Source organism: Photobacterium iliopiscarium (genome assembly GCF_003026395.1).
GTDB lineage: Bacteria > Pseudomonadota > Gammaproteobacteria > Enterobacterales > Vibrionaceae > Photobacterium > Photobacterium iliopiscarium.
Genome location: NZ_PYOO01000011.1, coordinates 1 through 16,990 on the forward strand (window position 1 = coordinate 1; position 16,990 = coordinate 16,990).

Below are 16,990 nucleotides of genomic sequence, written 5' to 3' on the forward strand. Positions count from 1 at the left end.
GAGATTATGCGGTATTAGCTATCGTTTCCAATAGTTATCCCCCACATCAGGGTATATTCCCAGGCATTACTCACCCGTCCGCCGCTCGTCAGCATTGATAGCAAGCTATCAATCTGTTACCGCTCGACTTGCATGTGTTAGGCCTGCCGCCAGCGTTCAATCTGAGCCATGATCAAACTCTTCAATTAAAGTTTTGTTGTTTCTTTCGAAACGGCTCAATAAATACTGACTTTAATACCAACTCTTTATAAATAAAGAATGTAATTTTAAAGCTTTTTATCATTTAAAAAATGATAATTAAATAACTGTGCCAAACAATCTTCTCTATAAATAGATTAGGTTATTTGTATTGGTCACTCAGTTTATTGATAAATCTTTCGACTTAACTATTCAGTGAGTGCCCACACAGATTGCATGGTCAAATTGTTAAAGAACATCCTGATTTCGTTGCTAGCCAATGACTTGCTCCGTATCAGTGAGGTCGCATTATAGAGACTTCGATCACATTGGCAAGCGTTAATTTTCAAAAATATCAAAAAAAATGCGCCTTAGTACAGACAGTAACCAAATTTTAAAGATGCGATTTAAAAGGCATCATTAATCTTCTTTTCTATACTTGTAAACTTGCATTAATGAATGGCCTATTTATAACAAAAAGATAAACACGCTGTATAAATAGAACAAAAATGTCAAAATATTCACTAAATAAGAACAAAAACACATAAATAGCAGCAATGCTTTGTTAAAAAAACTTAAATTCACACAACAATAAAAACAGTAAAAACAATTGGTAATAAAAAGGTAACTTATAAATACTAATTATTCATATCTTATTGGTATGATAAATTCCCTCATGTCATATAATGGTGACATGCGTCACAAACAAAGCTAGTCCTTATGTTAGGATTCAGCCCTTTCATTAATTGGCATTTCATTTGCCTCTTTAATTATAATTGAAAGTTATACAGGATTTTCTATGACAAACCAGAATCGCATCCTTCTGACGTGGATAAGCTTCTTATCCTATGCCCTAACTGGATCTCTGATTATCGTCACCGGTATCGTTATGGGAGATATTGCCAAGTATTTTGATTTACCAATATCAAGCATGAGCAATACGTTCACTTTCCTTAATACCGGTATTTTAATCTCTATCTTCCTTAATGTTTGGTTGATGGAAATTGTTCCCCTCAAACGCCAGCTCATTTTTGGTTTCATTCTCATGCTATTAGCAATTCTTGGCCTTATGTTTGGTCATAATATTGCTATTTTCTCTGGCTGTATGTTTGTTTTAGGTGTTGTGAGTGGTATTACCATGTCAATTGGTACTTATTTAATCACTCATATTTATGATGGCAAGGAACGAGGTTCACGCTTACTATTTACTGATTCATTTTTCAGTATGGCGGGTATGATTTTTCCTATCATTTCTGCAGCAGTATTAGCACATCACATGCAATGGTATTGGGTATACGCTGCAATTGGTGTTATCTACCTTGCTATTTTCATCTTAACCTTGATGTCTACCTTCCCTGTATTAGGAAAAGATGCGCCTCAAGAAGCGGCAACGAATGAACCAAAAGAAAAATGGGGATTGGGTGTTCTATTCTTAGCGATTGCAGCTTTATGTTACATCTTAGGGCAACTTGGCTTTATTTCTTGGATCCCTGAATACGCAACTAAAAGATTAGGCTTATCTATTAGTAGTGCAAGCCAATTGGTAAGTTACTTCTGGGGTGCTTATATGATTGGTATGTGGATTTTCAGTGTCTTGCTAAAGAAATTCGACCTTCATTATTTTGTGGTTGTTTTATCAGGCTTGGCAACAGTACTAATGTATCTATTTAATAAAGATACTGATCCACATAATCTTATCTACATTATTTCAGCGCTTGGCTTTATCAGTAGTGCTATTTATACCACTATTATTACCTTAGGCTCACAGCAAACTAAAGTATCCTCACCAAAATTAGTTAACTTTATTCTGCTATGCGGCACGATTGGTACAATGTTAACTTTCGTTGTAACGAGCCCTATCGTTAAAAACTATGGCACACATGCTGCTTTAGTTACCGCGAATGCTCTTTATGCTGCTGTGTTTGTTATGTGTGTATTAGTTGGTTTTGTTACCAAACACCGTATCAATAGTCACGATGGTCACTAATAAAAAATAGCATAATAAAAAAGCCTCATCTTTGAGGCTTTTTTTATAATCAAATAAAAGCAGCGATAAGGCTGCTTTTATTCATTCATTAATTATTGTTATTAGGACGCATTGATGGGAATAAAATCACATCACGAATAGTATGTGCGTTAGTAAATAACATCACTAAGCGATCAATACCAATCCCTTCACCTGCTGTTGGCGGTAAACCAAACTCTAGTGCTCGAATATAATCTTCGTCATACTGCATTGCTTCGTCATCGCCAGCGTCTTTAGCGTCCATCTGTGCTTTAAAACGAGCATCTTGGTCTTCTGCATCATTAAGCTCAGAGAAGCCATTCGCAACTTCACGACCACCAACAAAAAACTCAAACCGATCAGTTAAGAATGAATCTTCATTACTGCGACGTGCTAATGGAGAAATGTCAGCAGGGTAGCCAGTAATAAAGGTCGGTTGAATTAGCTGAGGTTCAGCCGTTTCACCAAAGATTTCCTCTAATAACTGACCGCAAGTCCAGAATGTTTCAACCGTTAAGCCAACTTCACGAGCAATATCTGCCATTAATTCACGATTTTTAACATCATCATAAGTTAACGCTTGAATACGTGCATTGTCTTTAGTGTAGTACTGAATTGCCGCTAGCATTGTCATACGAGTATAAGGACCATTAAACTCAATAACATGTTCACCATAAGGTAATGCGGTATTACCACAAAGATCTTTAGCAATTGAACTTAATAAGCTTTCTGTAAAATCAATCAAATCATTGTAATCAGAATACGCCATGTAGAATTCCATCATGGTAAATTCTGGATTATGGCGTGGTGATAAACCTTCATTACGGAAGTTACGGTTAATTTCAAACACACGCTCAAAACCACCAACAACTAAACGCTTTAAGTAAAGCTCAGGCGCGATACGAAGGTACATATCAATATCTAACGCATTATGGTGCGTCACAAAAGGTCGAGCAGATGCACCGCCAGCAATCGGGTGCATCATTGGTGTTTCAACTTCCATAAATTGTTGTTTGATCATGAATTGACGAATCGCAGCAACCACTTTTGAACGCATAATCATGGTATTGCGTGATTCTTCATTAATGATCAAATCAACATAACGTTGACGGTAACGTTGTTCTTGATCTGTTAGGCCATGGTATTTTTCAGGTAATGGACGCAATGCTTTAGTTTGTAATTCATACTGATCCATATTGACATAGAGTTCACCACGATCTGAACGGTGTAACTGGCCTTTCACACCAATAATGTCGCCAATATCTAACCCATGATATTGTTCTTTTAATTGTTCTTGAACTTGCTTATCTGCATAAACTTGAATTCGACCAGAGACATCTTGTAATACAAGGAATGGACCACGTTTAGCCATAATACGACCAGCGACAGCTGTTGTATAAGTAGTATTAATTAAATCTTCCTTCGATTTATTCTCGTATTCGCTAATTAATTCATTGGCTAATTTCAATCGACGAAAAGTATTAGGGTGACCATTAGCTTTGCTTGATTTACGAATATGATCAAGTTTTGCTCGACGTTCTGCAATGAGCCTGTTTTCATCAACTTCAATATCTAACATAATATGCCTTCGTCTATTAATCGTTTTATAAAATGTATGTAATCGAATATTTATTTAAAAAAAATATATTTATAATCCAATTACGGGCTTTCTTTAAAATAAATAATCACAAAATAAAAAACGTGATGAACATCACAAAATACTGTAAATTGGTTAATTATTTTATTTTCTCAATTAAAAATGAAATATGAAATTACCATTAACGCTAGAATAATAAATACCATCTATATATAAAAGCAAATAATATAGAATTAATTTCATCACAATAATTAACAGAATTAAAACAAAATGGCTTGGGTAAATTATAAAATTAATAACTGGTTATTAATCACAACAGAAAACTGTTTATATAAATCAGGGAAAAATTATATTCTCGAACCTAGAATAACTAAATTATTAGCATTTTTAGCTCAACATCAAGGTATTGTATTTACACGAGATGAATTAATTGAAAATGTTTGGGATGGTGCAGTTGTTAGTGAGCAAGTAGTAACACAATCTATTTTTGAATTACGCAAAACACTAAAAAAAATGGATGAAGATCATTGGATTATTACTATACCTAAACGAGGTTATAAACTTGATATCGACGTACAACAAATATATGTCGATCCTAATACGGGTTTTAAACTAGAAGAGTTTCACTCGTCACACGAGCATACAAATGATACTTTAATACATGCTTCGTTCCCTGCGGGCCCTATGACTCGTGCTTTTAACGAAACATCAAAAGAAACTCCGTCGGTTACAGTCAATAACTCAAATACGATCAAGTGGAATCATTGGTTTTTTGATTTCTGCATTTTAACTATGCTATTGATAACTATACTATTCATAAGCTGGAGCAATGAAAAGGTTGTTCTTCCTATCTCGGTATTAAACCCACGCTTAATTCACATTGAATCACCACCACAATCTGCAGATAATCAACTTTCTTCAATCGCTAATATAATAAAAGATTCGTTGTTTACATCTACAAATTATATCAGTAGTTTTAGCACTCAACCTAATGCGGGAAAAACACTCTCTTTATATGTAAATCAGCAACACCAACTGCATATTGAATTATTTAATAATATTTCACAAACAATTATGTTACAAAAAAACATTCATATCGATCGTAATAATGCTTACACCGTAATTAATGGTCTACTTAATGAATTAATACAATCTCTAAATTATAATCACAAAAGTATTAACAACAACCTCAGTTTTACGAATACGAATACATTATATAACTATCTAGAATTACCGAGTGCCATCAATAATGACGGCAATGCTAATATGCATTACATTGATAGCATAAATAAACTCATTAAATCGAATCCTTATAATAGTTATTTATTAGCAAAGAGATATATTGCTTATTCAATTATGCTTACTATTAATAATAAAGAAACATCTATGCCTATATTAATGAATTATGGCAAAGCATTAGAAAAAAGCATTACCAATAACCCACTATTTCTTTCTAGCGAAATATATAACGCATTAGCACTTCATAATCTTTATCAAGGTGATTTAGTTGAATCTGAACATTATTTATCACTTGCTGCATTACAATCTAAACAAAATACAGCATTAGGTTATATTTTATTAGGAAAAATAAGTCAGCTTACCCATAGAACAAAACAAGCTGATGAATTCTATAGTATGGCTATGTATTTAGATCCTTCAAAAGAAACACTACAACTCTGTGAAAAATTGGTTTTCATATCACAAATACACACATCTAAATCCACGCCTCGGCATTAAAATATAAAACGATGAAATGAACCTTTTTTGTATGTTCTATTTTTTATAACTACGGTGATTTTTAATCAAATACATCTCCTCACTATTTATATATTTCCACTCGTTTTTACTATTGGTCTGAATAATGACGTTACATAAACGATTTAATTAGTGATAACTCAACCATTATATGAATTATGAAACGATCATTATTTAATTGATAAATAAATTATTTTTTCACATACCATTTAAGCTATTGATTATTAAGGCATCAAAAATAAAATAAATTAAAAAAAAACAAAATTATTATTTTTCAATCTTTGAGTAGAAGGTTATTTAATTAACTTTCCTATCTGCTGTAGATTAAATCGAAGTTATTCGACATTGATGATAACTAAAGCAAAACATAGTCATTATCACTGTCGTTAAATATGTTTAACCACATGAAATATTATTATATTTTTTGGAGATTGTTGCATGTCATCCGATACGTCAAAAAAAATAGGCTTAGTTGCCTGTACTGGTGTTGTAGCTGGTAACATGATGGGTAGTGGTATTGCTCTATTGCCCTCGACATTGGCAAAAGTAGGTTCTATATCTATTTATAGCTGGATTATTTGTTTAATTGGCGCGTTATCATTAGCTTTTGTTTACGCTCGCTTAGCAACCAATAACCCACAAGAAGGCGGCCCAATCGCATACGCTGGTGAAGTTTCTCCTGCTTTTGGTTTCCAAACAGGTGTACTTTACTACCACGCAAACTGGATTGGTAACCTTGCAATTGCAATTACTGGGGTGTCATACCTTTCTGTGTTCTTCCCAATTTTGAATAACACTATTCCAGCGGCGATTGCTACTATTGCTTCAGTATGGATATTTACCATTATAAACTTGCTTGGTGGTTCTTGGGTAAGTCGCTTATGTACTCTAGGTTTAGTCTTAATACTAGTACCGATTGTGGGTACTGCGGTTGTTGGTTGGGGGCATTTTGATGCGACAACTTACATGCAAAACTGGAATACATCACACAGCTCAAATTCACACGCAATTGTAAGTGCAGTATTAATTACTTTATGGTCATTTGTAGGTGTTGAATCGGCTGCCGTCTCATCTGGTATGGTGAAAAATCCGAAAAAAACCGTTCCACTAGCAACCTTACTCGGTACGATTATTGCCGGTGTTATCTATATCCTATCAACCCAAGTTATTGCTGGTATGTTCCCAGCGTCTGAAGTTGCCGCTTCTGGTGCACCATTTGCACTAGCGACAACAGCAATCTTCGGAGCTTGGACTGCGCCATTTGTTGCAGCATTTACCGCTTTAGCGTGCTTTACATCTCTAGGTTCTTGGATGATGTTAGTCGGCGAGGCAGGCAAACGTGCAGCTCGTGACGGTAACTTCCCCGCTGTTTTTGGTGAAACAGACAAAAATGGTGTTGCGAAAAAAGGCTTAGTGCTTGCTTCTATCATGATGACTATCCTTATGATTGCTATCACGCTATTTAGCTCAAGTGACAGTCATGCATCTAACCTATTTGATATTTTAACCTCAGATGCAGTGTTACTAACTATGCTGCCTTACTTCTACTCTGCGGTTAACTTAATTCGTTACGAAGGTATGACAACGCGCAATGTGTTTGTAATGTTATTTGCAGGTGTTGCATGTATCTTCTGTTTCATCGCCCTTATCGGTGCTGATCCATCTGCATTAGCTGCAACTTTCGTTGTTTCACTTGCTATCTTCATGTTCTACGCTCGTAAACTTGGTTTCCGCCAACACTTACAATTAGAACAACAAGAGCAAGCAAACAAAGTCGCACAATCACACTAAATATAAATCCTCTTAAATATTATCAAGGCGCACGATTACACCTCCCAAATTGGAGTGGTGCGCCTTTGTTTACCTTGGAGATATTCAACAATGAATACCATTGCAATATTAAATAATTTAGGCGTATTTTTCAAAAAATACCCAGTACAAGAATTAGAACAAGCATTAGCAACTCGTGGTTATAAAGTTGTCTATCCAGTTGATGACAAAGATTTAATTAAACTACTTGAAATGAACCCTCGTATCAGTGGTGTTATTTTTGACTGGGATACATATTCATTAGATTTATGCCAACAAATTAACCAAATTAACGAAAAACTACCGTTATATGCATTTGCTAATGAGCATTCGACTTTAGATATTAATTTAGCGGATCTTCGCTTAAATATTTACTTCTTTGAATATTGCCTTGGTAGTGCTTCTGATATTGCACATAAAATTGAGCAAGCAACTGAAGACTACAAAGACAGTATTCTACCGCCACTAACAAAAGCATTATTTAACTACGTTGATGAAGCTAAATATACTTTCTGTACACCTGGTCACATGTCAGGTACGGCATTCAACAAGAGCCCTGTCGGCAGTATCTTCTACGATTTTTATGGTGCGAATACCTTCAAGGCTGATATTTCAATTTCAATGCCAGAACTCGGTTCACTATTAGATCACTCAGGTCCACACAAAGAAGCTGAAGAGTACATTGCGCGTACGTTTAACGCTGATCGTTCTTACATTGTGACTAACGGTACATCAACTGCCAACAAAATTGTGGGTATGTTCTCAGCACCGGCTGGTAGCACAGTATTGATTGACCGTAACTGTCATAAATCATTAACTCATATGATGATGATGACCGATGTTGTGCCAATTTATTTCCGCCCAACACGTAATGCTTACGGTATTTTAGGTGGCATTCCTAAGAGTGAATTTAGCCGCGAAGTGATTGCAGAGAAAGTAGCTAACACACCAGGCGCAACTAAACCTGGCTATGCGGTTATTACTAACTCAACTTATGACGGTTTGTTCTATAACACCCAATTTATCAAAGAATCATTGGATACTAAGTTCATTCACTTTGATAGTGCTTGGGTACCTTACACTAACTTTAACCCTATTTACGAAGGTAAGTGTGGTATGAGTGGTGAAGCAATGCCGGGTAAAGTGTTCTATGAAACACAATCAACTCATAAATTATTGGCAGCATTCTCACAAGCATCAATGATCCATGTGAAAGGTCAATTGGAAGAAGAATCTTTCAACGAAGCCTTTATGATGCATACTTCAACCTCACCACAATACGGTATTGTGGCGTCAGCTGAAATTTCTGCAGCAATGATGCACGGCAACGCAGGTCGTCGTTTAATTCAAGATTCAATCGATCGCGCTATTCGTTTCCGTAAAGAAATCAAAAAATTACGTTCAGAATGTGACGGTTGGTTCTTTGATGTATGGCAACCAGAAAACATCGATACCACTGAATGTTGGAACCTAAAACCAAATGAGAAATGGCATGGTTTCAAAAATATCGATGAAGATCATATGTTCCTTGATCCAATCAAGATCACACTGCTAACACCAGGAATGAACGAAGACGGCGAACTTGATGCTTCAGGTATTCCTGCATCACTTGTTGCTAAATTCCTTGATCAACATGGTATCGTCGTAGAAAAAACAGGTCCATATAGCCTATTATTCTTGTTCTCTATCGGTATCGATAAGCCAAAAGCAATGCAGCTACTACGTGCTCTAACTGAGTTTAAACGTGGTTATGATCGTAATATGACCATTAAGTCATTCTTACCAGCATTATTTAAAGAAGATCCTCAATTCTACACCAATATGCGTGTGCAAGATCTTGCTCAAGGTATTCACGACTTAACCGTTAAATACCAATTACCAGATCTAATGTACAAAGCGTTTGATGTGTTACCAGAAATGAAGATGACACCACATGATGCATGGCAACAAGAGCTACGCGGCGAAGTGCGTGAGATCCCATTAGCTGAAATGGTTAATGAAATCAGTGCCAATATGATCTTGCCTTACCCTCCAGGTGTACCTGTAGTGCTTCCTGGTGAAATGGTAACAGAGCAATCTCGCCCAGTATTAGATTTCCTTGAGATGCTATGTGAAATTGGTAATCACTTCCCAGGCTTTGAAACAGACATTCACGGTGTTTACAACGTTGATGGTGTATACAAAGTGAAAGTGATCAAACAGTAATATCGACTCTCGATACAACGACGATTAGGGCATGCTTTGAGCATGCCTTTTTTTTAATTATTTTGTTATCACTCTAACAAAAATGCATTCTAAAAAGGTATAAAGTGTCATATCACTGATTTTAAAGCAGAACATTGAAATGTTTAAAAAACATCTGTTAGCCTTAGCATGCATCTGTATTAGCCCTGCTGCTATTGCTAGCCCTTCGGTACCACAGTCATCAAACACTATCAGCTATAACTTGTTTCTCATTCCTAGTCATGCCGTTGATAAAACCGTATCCACCATCAGTAACCAACTTAAACAACAGCAATTGTCATCACTTTATAGCCAAGGCTTTCTGCCACATATCACCCTTTATTTAACTGAATATCCAGCTAAAAATCTCAACTTACTCAAACAACAAGCACAGCAACTGGCAAACCAATGGCACAGTTTTGATTTAACGCTAGATCACATTCAGCGTACTAAAGGAAATTGGTTAATGCTTGATGTTAACAATACACCTGAGTTACAACGATTAGCCGATACCGCAGCAATAATGGTGGCCCCACTTCGAACCATGGATCCAAAAATTCCGACATGGGTAAGCCACTATCCTGAAAAATTAGCTGCATTTCAGCGCTATGGCAGTCCCAATGTATTCATGAATTTTGAACCTCATATAACCTTGTTACCTCAAACTGATCCGCAAAAACTGACTCAATTTATGGCAAATTATGGTGCTCAGTTTCAACCTATGCATTTTAAAGCACTCGGTATTGGCATCGCCGCCGTTAATAGTAATGGTCAAGCAAAAGCAGAGATTGCAAGTTACTCGTTTCCTAAATAGCAGCCACAAAAAAAGCTTCAATCAACGATTGAAGCTTTTTTAAATGACAATATTAAAGACAAACAAAGGTAGTGATTACTCACATTCTTCTTCGTTAATATCCATTAATCGAGCTCGGCGTAATTCAGCCTCTGCCATCACTGCATTGATTTCAGCCATTAAGCCATCAATATCAGCATCAACCTCGCTTTCAATATACACACCCGTTAATTCTGTCTCTGGGGTTAATGTACCCGCTTGAAATAATGCCCACATTTCTTTGCCGTATTGAGTTTCAAGTACTTCTGGCGCATAACGACCATAATAATGGGCCATGTTATTAACATCACGCTCAAACATCCATTTAGCATTATTATTTGCAGAAGCATCTACCGCTTGGGGTAAATCAATAATTACAGGGCCTTGACCATCCACCAGCACATTAAATTCAGATAAGTCGCCATGAATAAGGCCGATACATAACATACGCTTGATATACTCTATCATTAGCGCATGATCTCGTAAGGCTTGATCTTTGGTTAACGTAATATCATTTAAACGTGGAGCGACAGCGCCATCAGCATCTGTAATCAGCTCCATCAATAACACCCCGTCAAAACAACCATAAGGGATTGGCGCACGTACATCGGCTTTTAGCAACAATGACAGTGCATCAACTTCAGCCTGCTGCCACACTTTTTCTTGCTCATCTCGCCCAAATTTAGAACCTTTTTCCATTGCGCGAGCACGACGACTATTGCGCACTTTACGCCCTTCACGGTAAGTCACCGCTTTTTTAAAGCTACGCTGGTCAATTTCTTTATAGACTTTAGCACAACAAATTTTACCACCACTGCGAACAACATACACAGAGGCTTCTTTACCGCTCATCAGTTGAGATAAAACGTCATCAATAAGACCATCTTCAACGAGGGGTTGTAATCGTGGAGGAATCTTCATTACACCTACATTTACCAGTAACTAGGAATATACCTGTTTATAATATCGCATTATCGCTAGCTGAAATTTTTTAACAAGTATTGATGAGTGGTTATTTAGTAACTAACCCATTAACCATAAAGACCAGTACAGAAATATTCGCACTAAAAAATAGAATATTAAACTTAAAAAACAATAAGATAAAACATTAAAAATACTTTATCAACAACCACTATGGTCAACGTTTTAAATATAATCAATAAATAAAGATAATCAGTAAAGGAATAACAAGGGGACTTAAACCCGCTTTCCTTTGATTGATGACAAGGTGAAAAGCGAACTTAAGAAAGTTGGAATAATGATGAGGCAAAAAAAAAGCCTCAATCTTACGATTAAGGCTTTTCTCTGAAATTTGGTGCCCGAGGTCGGACTTGAACCGACACTCCCGAAGGAAACGGATTTTGAATCCGTCGTGTATACCAATTTCACCACTCGGGCTTATGGCGGCTATTATACGTATATCGTATTGATGTGCAAGCGTTAATCCATACAATTTACCACATCAAATATTAAGCGTTGTTTTTTTAATCTTAAATGATTTTATTGATGATAATCAAACCACTACATAATAAAAGTCATGAACATATTTTGTAGCAATTTTGTGCGTTCATTCGTATTTAATTTACTGTTACACTGCCGATCAGAAGGATTTGCTTAGCCATTATGGATACTGGAACCGTCATGCAGAAAAAGAAACCGCAACACACTTCCGTTTCACACCAATACCCGAGCTTATTGCGTCGCCTCGGCGCTTGGCTCTACGATACGCTTATTGTCTCGGCTATTTTAATCATTGCAGGTGCAGTTGCGATGGCGATTGTTGCCGCTTTACTTGCTATTGGTATTCTCTCTTTAGGCGATTACCAAGATGCCAGCGACTATTTGATGTCAAATCCTACAGCAAGCATGTTATATAGCGCTTACCTTGCTATCGTTATTATTGGTTTTTATAGCTATTTTTGGACTCAGGCAGGACAAACATTAGGAATGCGAGCATGGAAACTAAAACTTCAAAATGAAGATGGCTCACCCATTAAAATCACACAAGCCCTTATTCGCATTGCAACTTCAGCATTTGGTTTAGGTAACTTACTGGCGTTTAATAATACGCGCCGTTCAATGCAAGATATCATGGCCGAATGCGAAATGGTCGTAACAGAAAAAGTACATTAAAATATAATAGCCGCGACATAAGACCTCATAAAAAAGGAGCCTCTCGGCTCCTTTTTTAATCGCTATAATTTACGTTGCAGCAAATAAATAGTGATGGCTAAAAACACCAGACTAGGCGCGAGAGCCCCAACGACCGGAGGTAAATTATAGACTAAGCTCATCGGTCCAAACACTTCATTGGAAATATAAAATGCAAATCCAAAGATAACCCCAGATAACACCCGAGCCCCCATCGTCACCGAACGTAATGGCCCAAAGACAAATGACAATGCTAATAGCATCATTACCGCAATGGATACAGGTTGCAGTGCTTTTCGCCAAAATGCGAGTTCATAACGCATTGCATCTTGCTTAGATTCTTTCAGATAACCGACATAATCATATAATCCAGACAGTGATAACTCTTCTGGTTTCACTGTAACAACCGCTAACTTATCTGGCGTTAGTGTGGTTTGCCATTTCTTAGTGTCGTAATGAGTATTGGTAATCTGTGCCTTATTGGTCATATCCGTCATAGTGACATCATGCATTGTCCAACCAAGCTTAACGTCATAAGTTGCTGTTTTAGCCGATACCACATCAAGTAATTTATCTTGGCTATTAAATTGCCAAATATTAACCACATCAATTTGGTTTTTATCATGTACGCGGCCGAGATAAATAAAGTCGTTATCATCTTTTGCCCACACACCACTTTGAACCGATAGCATACTGCCGCCACTGATCCATAACGCGCGCAGCTCACGGGCTGATTTTTGTGCTTGAGGTGCGCCCCATTGCCCCAGTAACGTCACAATGATCATTAATGGCACAGCGGTTTTCAGAGTAGATAATCCAATATCTAACTTAGAAAAACCCGCCGCTTGCATCACCACCAGCTCAGAGCTTGAAGCTAACATGCCTAAACCAATCAACGCGCCAAGTAATACTGCCATTGGGAAAAATGTCACAATATCTTGTGGCATGGATAACAACACAAAATACAAAGCTTTCAGTAGGTCATAACTGCCTTGACCGACTTTACGTAACTGCTCAACATATTTAATGATGGCAGATAATCCTACCAACGTTGATAACGTTAATGCTGATGTTGCGATAATAGTTCGGCCAATATACCAGTCGAGAATTTTAAACATTAACCACGTCTCCGTAATTTATCTTTGAGGCGTCGAATCGGTAAACTATCCCAGCTATTTAAAGCGATTGCGATCAATAACGTGCCAATATTAATCGGCCACATTCCCATCCACCCAGGAATAAAACCATCTTCAATCGCAGATTTTGCGGATGATATTGCTAGGAAATACGCTAAATAAATTAATACTGCTGGCGCTAATTTAGCAAATCGTCCTTGACGAGGGTTAACCGCAGATAACGGCACCACAATCATGACTAATAATGGAATACATAAAATTAACGATAATCGCCATTGCAATTCAGCGGTTGCCGCTAAGCTTGGATCTTTTAATAATTCAGCCGTTGTTTTCGCTTCCCAATCACGAGAGCCTTGTTTTACTTTACGTTGACCAATTAACGCTTGGTAATTATCAAACTGTGTAATGGCATAATTCAATTTAGTGGGTACACCTTCATAACGGGTACCTTGCTGTAAGTCTAACATTTGACGACCGTCAGCTTGTTCGGTAACAAAACCACGATCAGCCACCATCACACTCGGTTGTAATGAATCTTGCGCTTTTAATTGAGCAATAAACACTTTATGTAATTTGGAACCTTTGTCCGTAATATCATTAACAAATACCACCCCTGAGCCATTAGGTGCCATTTGGAATGTTCCTTTGACCAGCATATTTAAACCCGGATCAGCCTTAGCTTGATCGGTAATCTGTTCAATTTTATTTTGAGCCCACGGCGCAACCCATAATGCATTGGCGGTTGCTATCGAGCCCGTAATTAAAGCTAATGCTAATGCGGCACGAATAAGAAATTTATTCCCCATGCCAGTAGCACTCATTACCGTAATTTCACTTTCAGCGTATAAACGACCAAAAGTTAGCAAAATACCAATATATAAACTCAGCGGTAACATCAGCAATGCCATTGCTGGAATAGAAAGCCCCATTAAAGTCACAATGAGATCACTCGGAATCGAACCATCCGTCGCTTGTGCTAAAATGCGAATGAACTTTTGGCTAATAAAGACAAGAAAAAGCACAAAAAGTACTGCTAATTGGCTTTTTACTGTCTCTCTCGTCAAATACCTAACAATAATCACGCGTTATATTCCCATAGAAAACTTGTTTTTTTGATGTAATCACTATAGTTTTTGGTTAAATTAGTTATTTTTTTATCTTTCGGCTGAATGTAAGTCTGCGCTTTAAGCCTATACCGAAATCTCGGCAGAGCAAGCAAGTGTGGTATTATCTAACATTTAGCGTTAATTGTCTTTATAGGATGTTAGGAGTACGCATGGAGTTCAGTGTCAAAAGCGGTAGCCCCGAAAAACAGCGCAGTGCGTGTATTGTCGTGGGCGTATTTGAACCACGTCGCCTCTCTCCAATCGCGGAACAGCTAGACAAAATTAGTGATGGCTACATTAGCTCATTATTACGTCGTGGTGACCTTGAAGGAAAACCAGGACAGATGTTGTTATTACATCATGTTCCTAACGTATTGTCAGAACGAGTACTACTTGTTGGTTGTGGTAAAGAGCGAGAGCTTGATGAACGCCAATACAAACAAATCATCAAAAAAACCATCAGTACGCTCAATGAAACCGGTTCAATGGAAGCGGTATGTTTCCTAACCGAGTTACATGTTAAAGGTCGCGATACCTACTGGAAAGTACGTCAAGCAGTAGAAACAACCAAAGATAGCCTTTATACCTTTAACCAGTTTAAAAGTAACAAGCCAGAGACGCGCCGTCCACTACGCAAGTTAGTTTTTAATGTACCCACTCGCCGTGAGCTTTCTTTGGGCGAACGTGCGATTGCGCATGGTCTTGCTATTTCTTCAGGCGTTAAAGCCAGTAAAGACCTTGGCAATATGCCACCTAACGTTGCCAATCCTGCTTATTTAGCCTCACAGGCACGTCGTTTAGCGGATGATTTTGAAACCGTTAGTACTAAAATCATTGGCGAACAAGAAATGGCAACCTTAGGTATGACATCATACCTTGCTGTTGGCCAAGGTTCTAAAAACGAAGCCATGATGTCAGTGATTGAATACAAAGGCCATCCTGATCCTGAAACCAAACCCATTGTTCTTGTGGGTAAAGGTTTAACGTTTGATTCAGGCGGTATTTCTATCAAGCCTGGCGCACAAATGGATGAGATGAAGTACGACATGTGTGGTGCTGCCTCTGTATTTGGTACCATGAAAGCGTTAGCAAAACTGAACCTACCGATTAATGTTGTCGGTATACTGGCTGGTTGTGAAAATATGCCTGGTGGCGGTGCTTACCGTCCTGGTGATATTTTAACCACCATGTCAGGTCAAACGGTTGAAGTGTTAAATACCGATGCCGAAGGCCGTTTAGTGTTATGTGATGCATTAACCTACGTTGAGCGTTTTGAGCCTGAATGTGTGGTTGATGTAGCCACATTAACTGGCGCATGTGTAGTGGCGCTTGGTCATCATATTAGTGGCTTAATGGGCAACCATAATCCATTAGCACATGAACTTATTAATGCGTCAGAACAAGCGGGTGATCGTGCTTGGCGTCTACCGATGAGTGATGAGTACCAAGAGCAAATTGCTAGCCCATTTGCTGATATGGCGAACTTAGGTACACCAGGAGCGGGCTCTATCACTGCTGGTTGTTTCTTGTCGCGTTTTACCAAGAAATACAACTGGGCTCACCTTGATATTGCAGGTACGGCTTGGAAAGGTGGCGCGGCGAAAGGCTCAACCGGACGTCCAGTCCCATTGCTGGTCCAATTCCTACTCAATCGAGCAGGCCAAGAGATTGTCGAATAAGACACTCAGAAAAGGGCCTTTGGCCCTTTTCTTTTAGGACATTAATTTATGACTCATGCTACGTTTTATATATTAGATGATAAGCAAGATGACACTGATCGTAATTTTCAGTGGCATTTTGCTTGTCGTTGCGCAGCCATGAGTTACCGTCAAGGGTTACGAGTTTACTTACTTGCAGCAGACAAACAACAAGCAGAACAAATAGATGAATATCTATGGCAACAAGATCCCGACAACTTTATCCCTCACAATTTACTTGGAGAAGGACCAAGAGGAGGATCACCGGTTGAAATTGGTTGGCCTGGTTTACGCTATAGCGGACACCGCGCAGTATTAATTAATTTAGCCGAAATTGTCGCAAATTTTGCGGTTAGCTTTGCACAAGTGGTAGACTTTGTCCCTTGCGACGAAACGCTCAAACAGCAGGCGCGCGAGCGTTACAAGGCTTATCGCCTTGCTGGCATTCAAATTACGACTGCCAATGCTGTTATTGAGACGCCTTAATTCCACATAGAATAGA

The 16,990-nt window shown here is 37.9% G+C and carries 12 protein-coding genes, 1 tRNA gene and 1 rRNA gene; 8 read left to right on the forward strand and 6 right to left on the reverse strand.

Going from position 1 to position 16,990, the window contains the following annotated elements:
- Positions 1-188: ribosomal RNA gene (locus tag C9J51_RS14705) — 16S ribosomal RNA — on the reverse strand; the annotation flags it as partial.
- A 788-nt stretch (positions 189-976) separates the two neighbouring features.
- Between C9J51_RS14705 and tsgA the strand changes: the two genes are divergently transcribed.
- Positions 977-2,164 (forward strand): MFS transporter TsgA, encoded by a 1,188-nt coding sequence (gene tsgA / locus C9J51_RS14710; protein WP_045038884.1) that lies wholly within the window; start codon positions 977-979, stop codon positions 2,162-2,164.
- An 88-nt stretch (positions 2,165-2,252) separates the two neighbouring features.
- Here tsgA and lysS read toward each other — a convergent pair whose 3' ends face one another.
- On the reverse strand, positions 2,253-3,761 hold the full coding sequence (gene lysS / locus C9J51_RS14715; protein WP_045040937.1) for a lysine--tRNA ligase: 1,509 nt from the start codon (positions 3,759-3,761) through the stop codon (positions 2,253-2,255).
- Positions 3,762-4,049: 288 nt separating this feature from the next.
- On the opposite strand from lysS, the gene C9J51_RS14720 reads away from it, so the two are divergent.
- The 4 genes from C9J51_RS14720 to C9J51_RS14735 all read left to right on the forward strand — a co-directional run bounded on the left by C9J51_RS14720 (position 4,050) and on the right by C9J51_RS14735 (position 10,380).
- Positions 4,050-5,516 carry a winged helix-turn-helix domain-containing protein gene (locus C9J51_RS14720; RefSeq protein ID WP_107237496.1) on the forward strand — a complete coding sequence of 489 codons (1,467 nt, stop codon included), beginning with the start codon at positions 4,050-4,052 and terminating at the stop codon, positions 5,514-5,516.
- A 456-nt stretch (positions 5,517-5,972) separates the two neighbouring features.
- On the forward strand, positions 5,973-7,325 hold the full coding sequence (cadB, locus tag C9J51_RS14725; RefSeq protein ID WP_045038881.1) for a cadaverine/lysine antiporter: 1,353 nt from the start codon (positions 5,973-5,975) through the stop codon (positions 7,323-7,325).
- A gap of 90 nt (positions 7,326-7,415) precedes the next feature.
- Positions 7,416-9,548 carry a lysine decarboxylase gene (gene cadA, locus C9J51_RS14730; protein WP_045038880.1) on the forward strand — a complete coding sequence of 711 codons (2,133 nt, stop codon included), beginning with the start codon at positions 7,416-7,418 and terminating at the stop codon, positions 9,546-9,548.
- 139 nt (positions 9,549-9,687) lie between these two features.
- Positions 9,688-10,380, forward strand: coding sequence for a 2'-5' RNA ligase family protein (locus C9J51_RS14735; RefSeq protein WP_052668280.1), 693 nt, complete (start codon positions 9,688-9,690; stop codon positions 10,378-10,380).
- A gap of 75 nt (positions 10,381-10,455) precedes the next feature.
- Here the strand turns inward: C9J51_RS14735 and C9J51_RS14740 are convergent, their stop codons facing one another.
- Together C9J51_RS14740 and C9J51_RS14745 are read right to left on the reverse strand one after the other, a co-directional pair.
- Complete coding sequence (locus C9J51_RS14740) at positions 10,456-11,319, reverse strand: PA4780 family RIO1-like protein kinase (protein ID WP_045038879.1); 864 nt, start codon at positions 11,317-11,319, stop codon at positions 10,456-10,458.
- Positions 11,320-11,711: 392 nt separating this feature from the next.
- Positions 11,712-11,796 (reverse strand) — tRNA-Leu (locus tag C9J51_RS14745).
- Between the two features lie 243 nt (positions 11,797-12,039).
- Between C9J51_RS14745 and C9J51_RS14750 the strand changes: the two genes are divergently transcribed.
- Positions 12,040-12,531, forward strand: a complete 492-nt coding sequence (locus tag C9J51_RS14750; RefSeq protein ID WP_045036429.1) for an RDD family protein — start codon at positions 12,040-12,042, stop codon at positions 12,529-12,531.
- A 62-nt stretch (positions 12,532-12,593) separates the two neighbouring features.
- On the opposite strand, the gene lptG is transcribed toward C9J51_RS14750, so the two are convergent.
- Together lptG and lptF are read right to left on the reverse strand one after the other, a co-directional pair.
- Positions 12,594-13,667, reverse strand: coding sequence for an LPS export ABC transporter permease LptG (lptG, locus tag C9J51_RS14755; RefSeq protein ID WP_045036401.1), 1,074 nt, complete (start codon positions 13,665-13,667; stop codon positions 12,594-12,596).
- Positions 13,667-14,767 carry an LPS export ABC transporter permease LptF gene (lptF, locus tag C9J51_RS14760; protein WP_045039645.1) on the reverse strand — a complete coding sequence of 367 codons (1,101 nt, stop codon included), beginning with the start codon at positions 14,765-14,767 and terminating at the stop codon, positions 13,667-13,669. The genes lptG and lptF overlap by 1 nt, the downstream gene beginning before the upstream one ends.
- 194 nt (positions 14,768-14,961) lie before the next feature.
- On the opposite strand from lptF, the gene pepA reads away from it, so the two are divergent.
- Positions 14,962-16,470, forward strand: coding sequence for a leucyl aminopeptidase (pepA, locus tag C9J51_RS14765; RefSeq protein ID WP_045036399.1), 1,509 nt, complete (start codon positions 14,962-14,964; stop codon positions 16,468-16,470).
- A gap of 48 nt (positions 16,471-16,518) precedes the next feature.
- Positions 16,519-16,974 (forward strand): DNA polymerase III subunit chi, encoded by a 456-nt coding sequence (locus C9J51_RS14770; RefSeq protein ID WP_045039646.1) that lies wholly within the window; start codon positions 16,519-16,521, stop codon positions 16,972-16,974.
- The last annotated feature ends 16 nt before the right edge of the window (positions 16,975-16,990 follow it).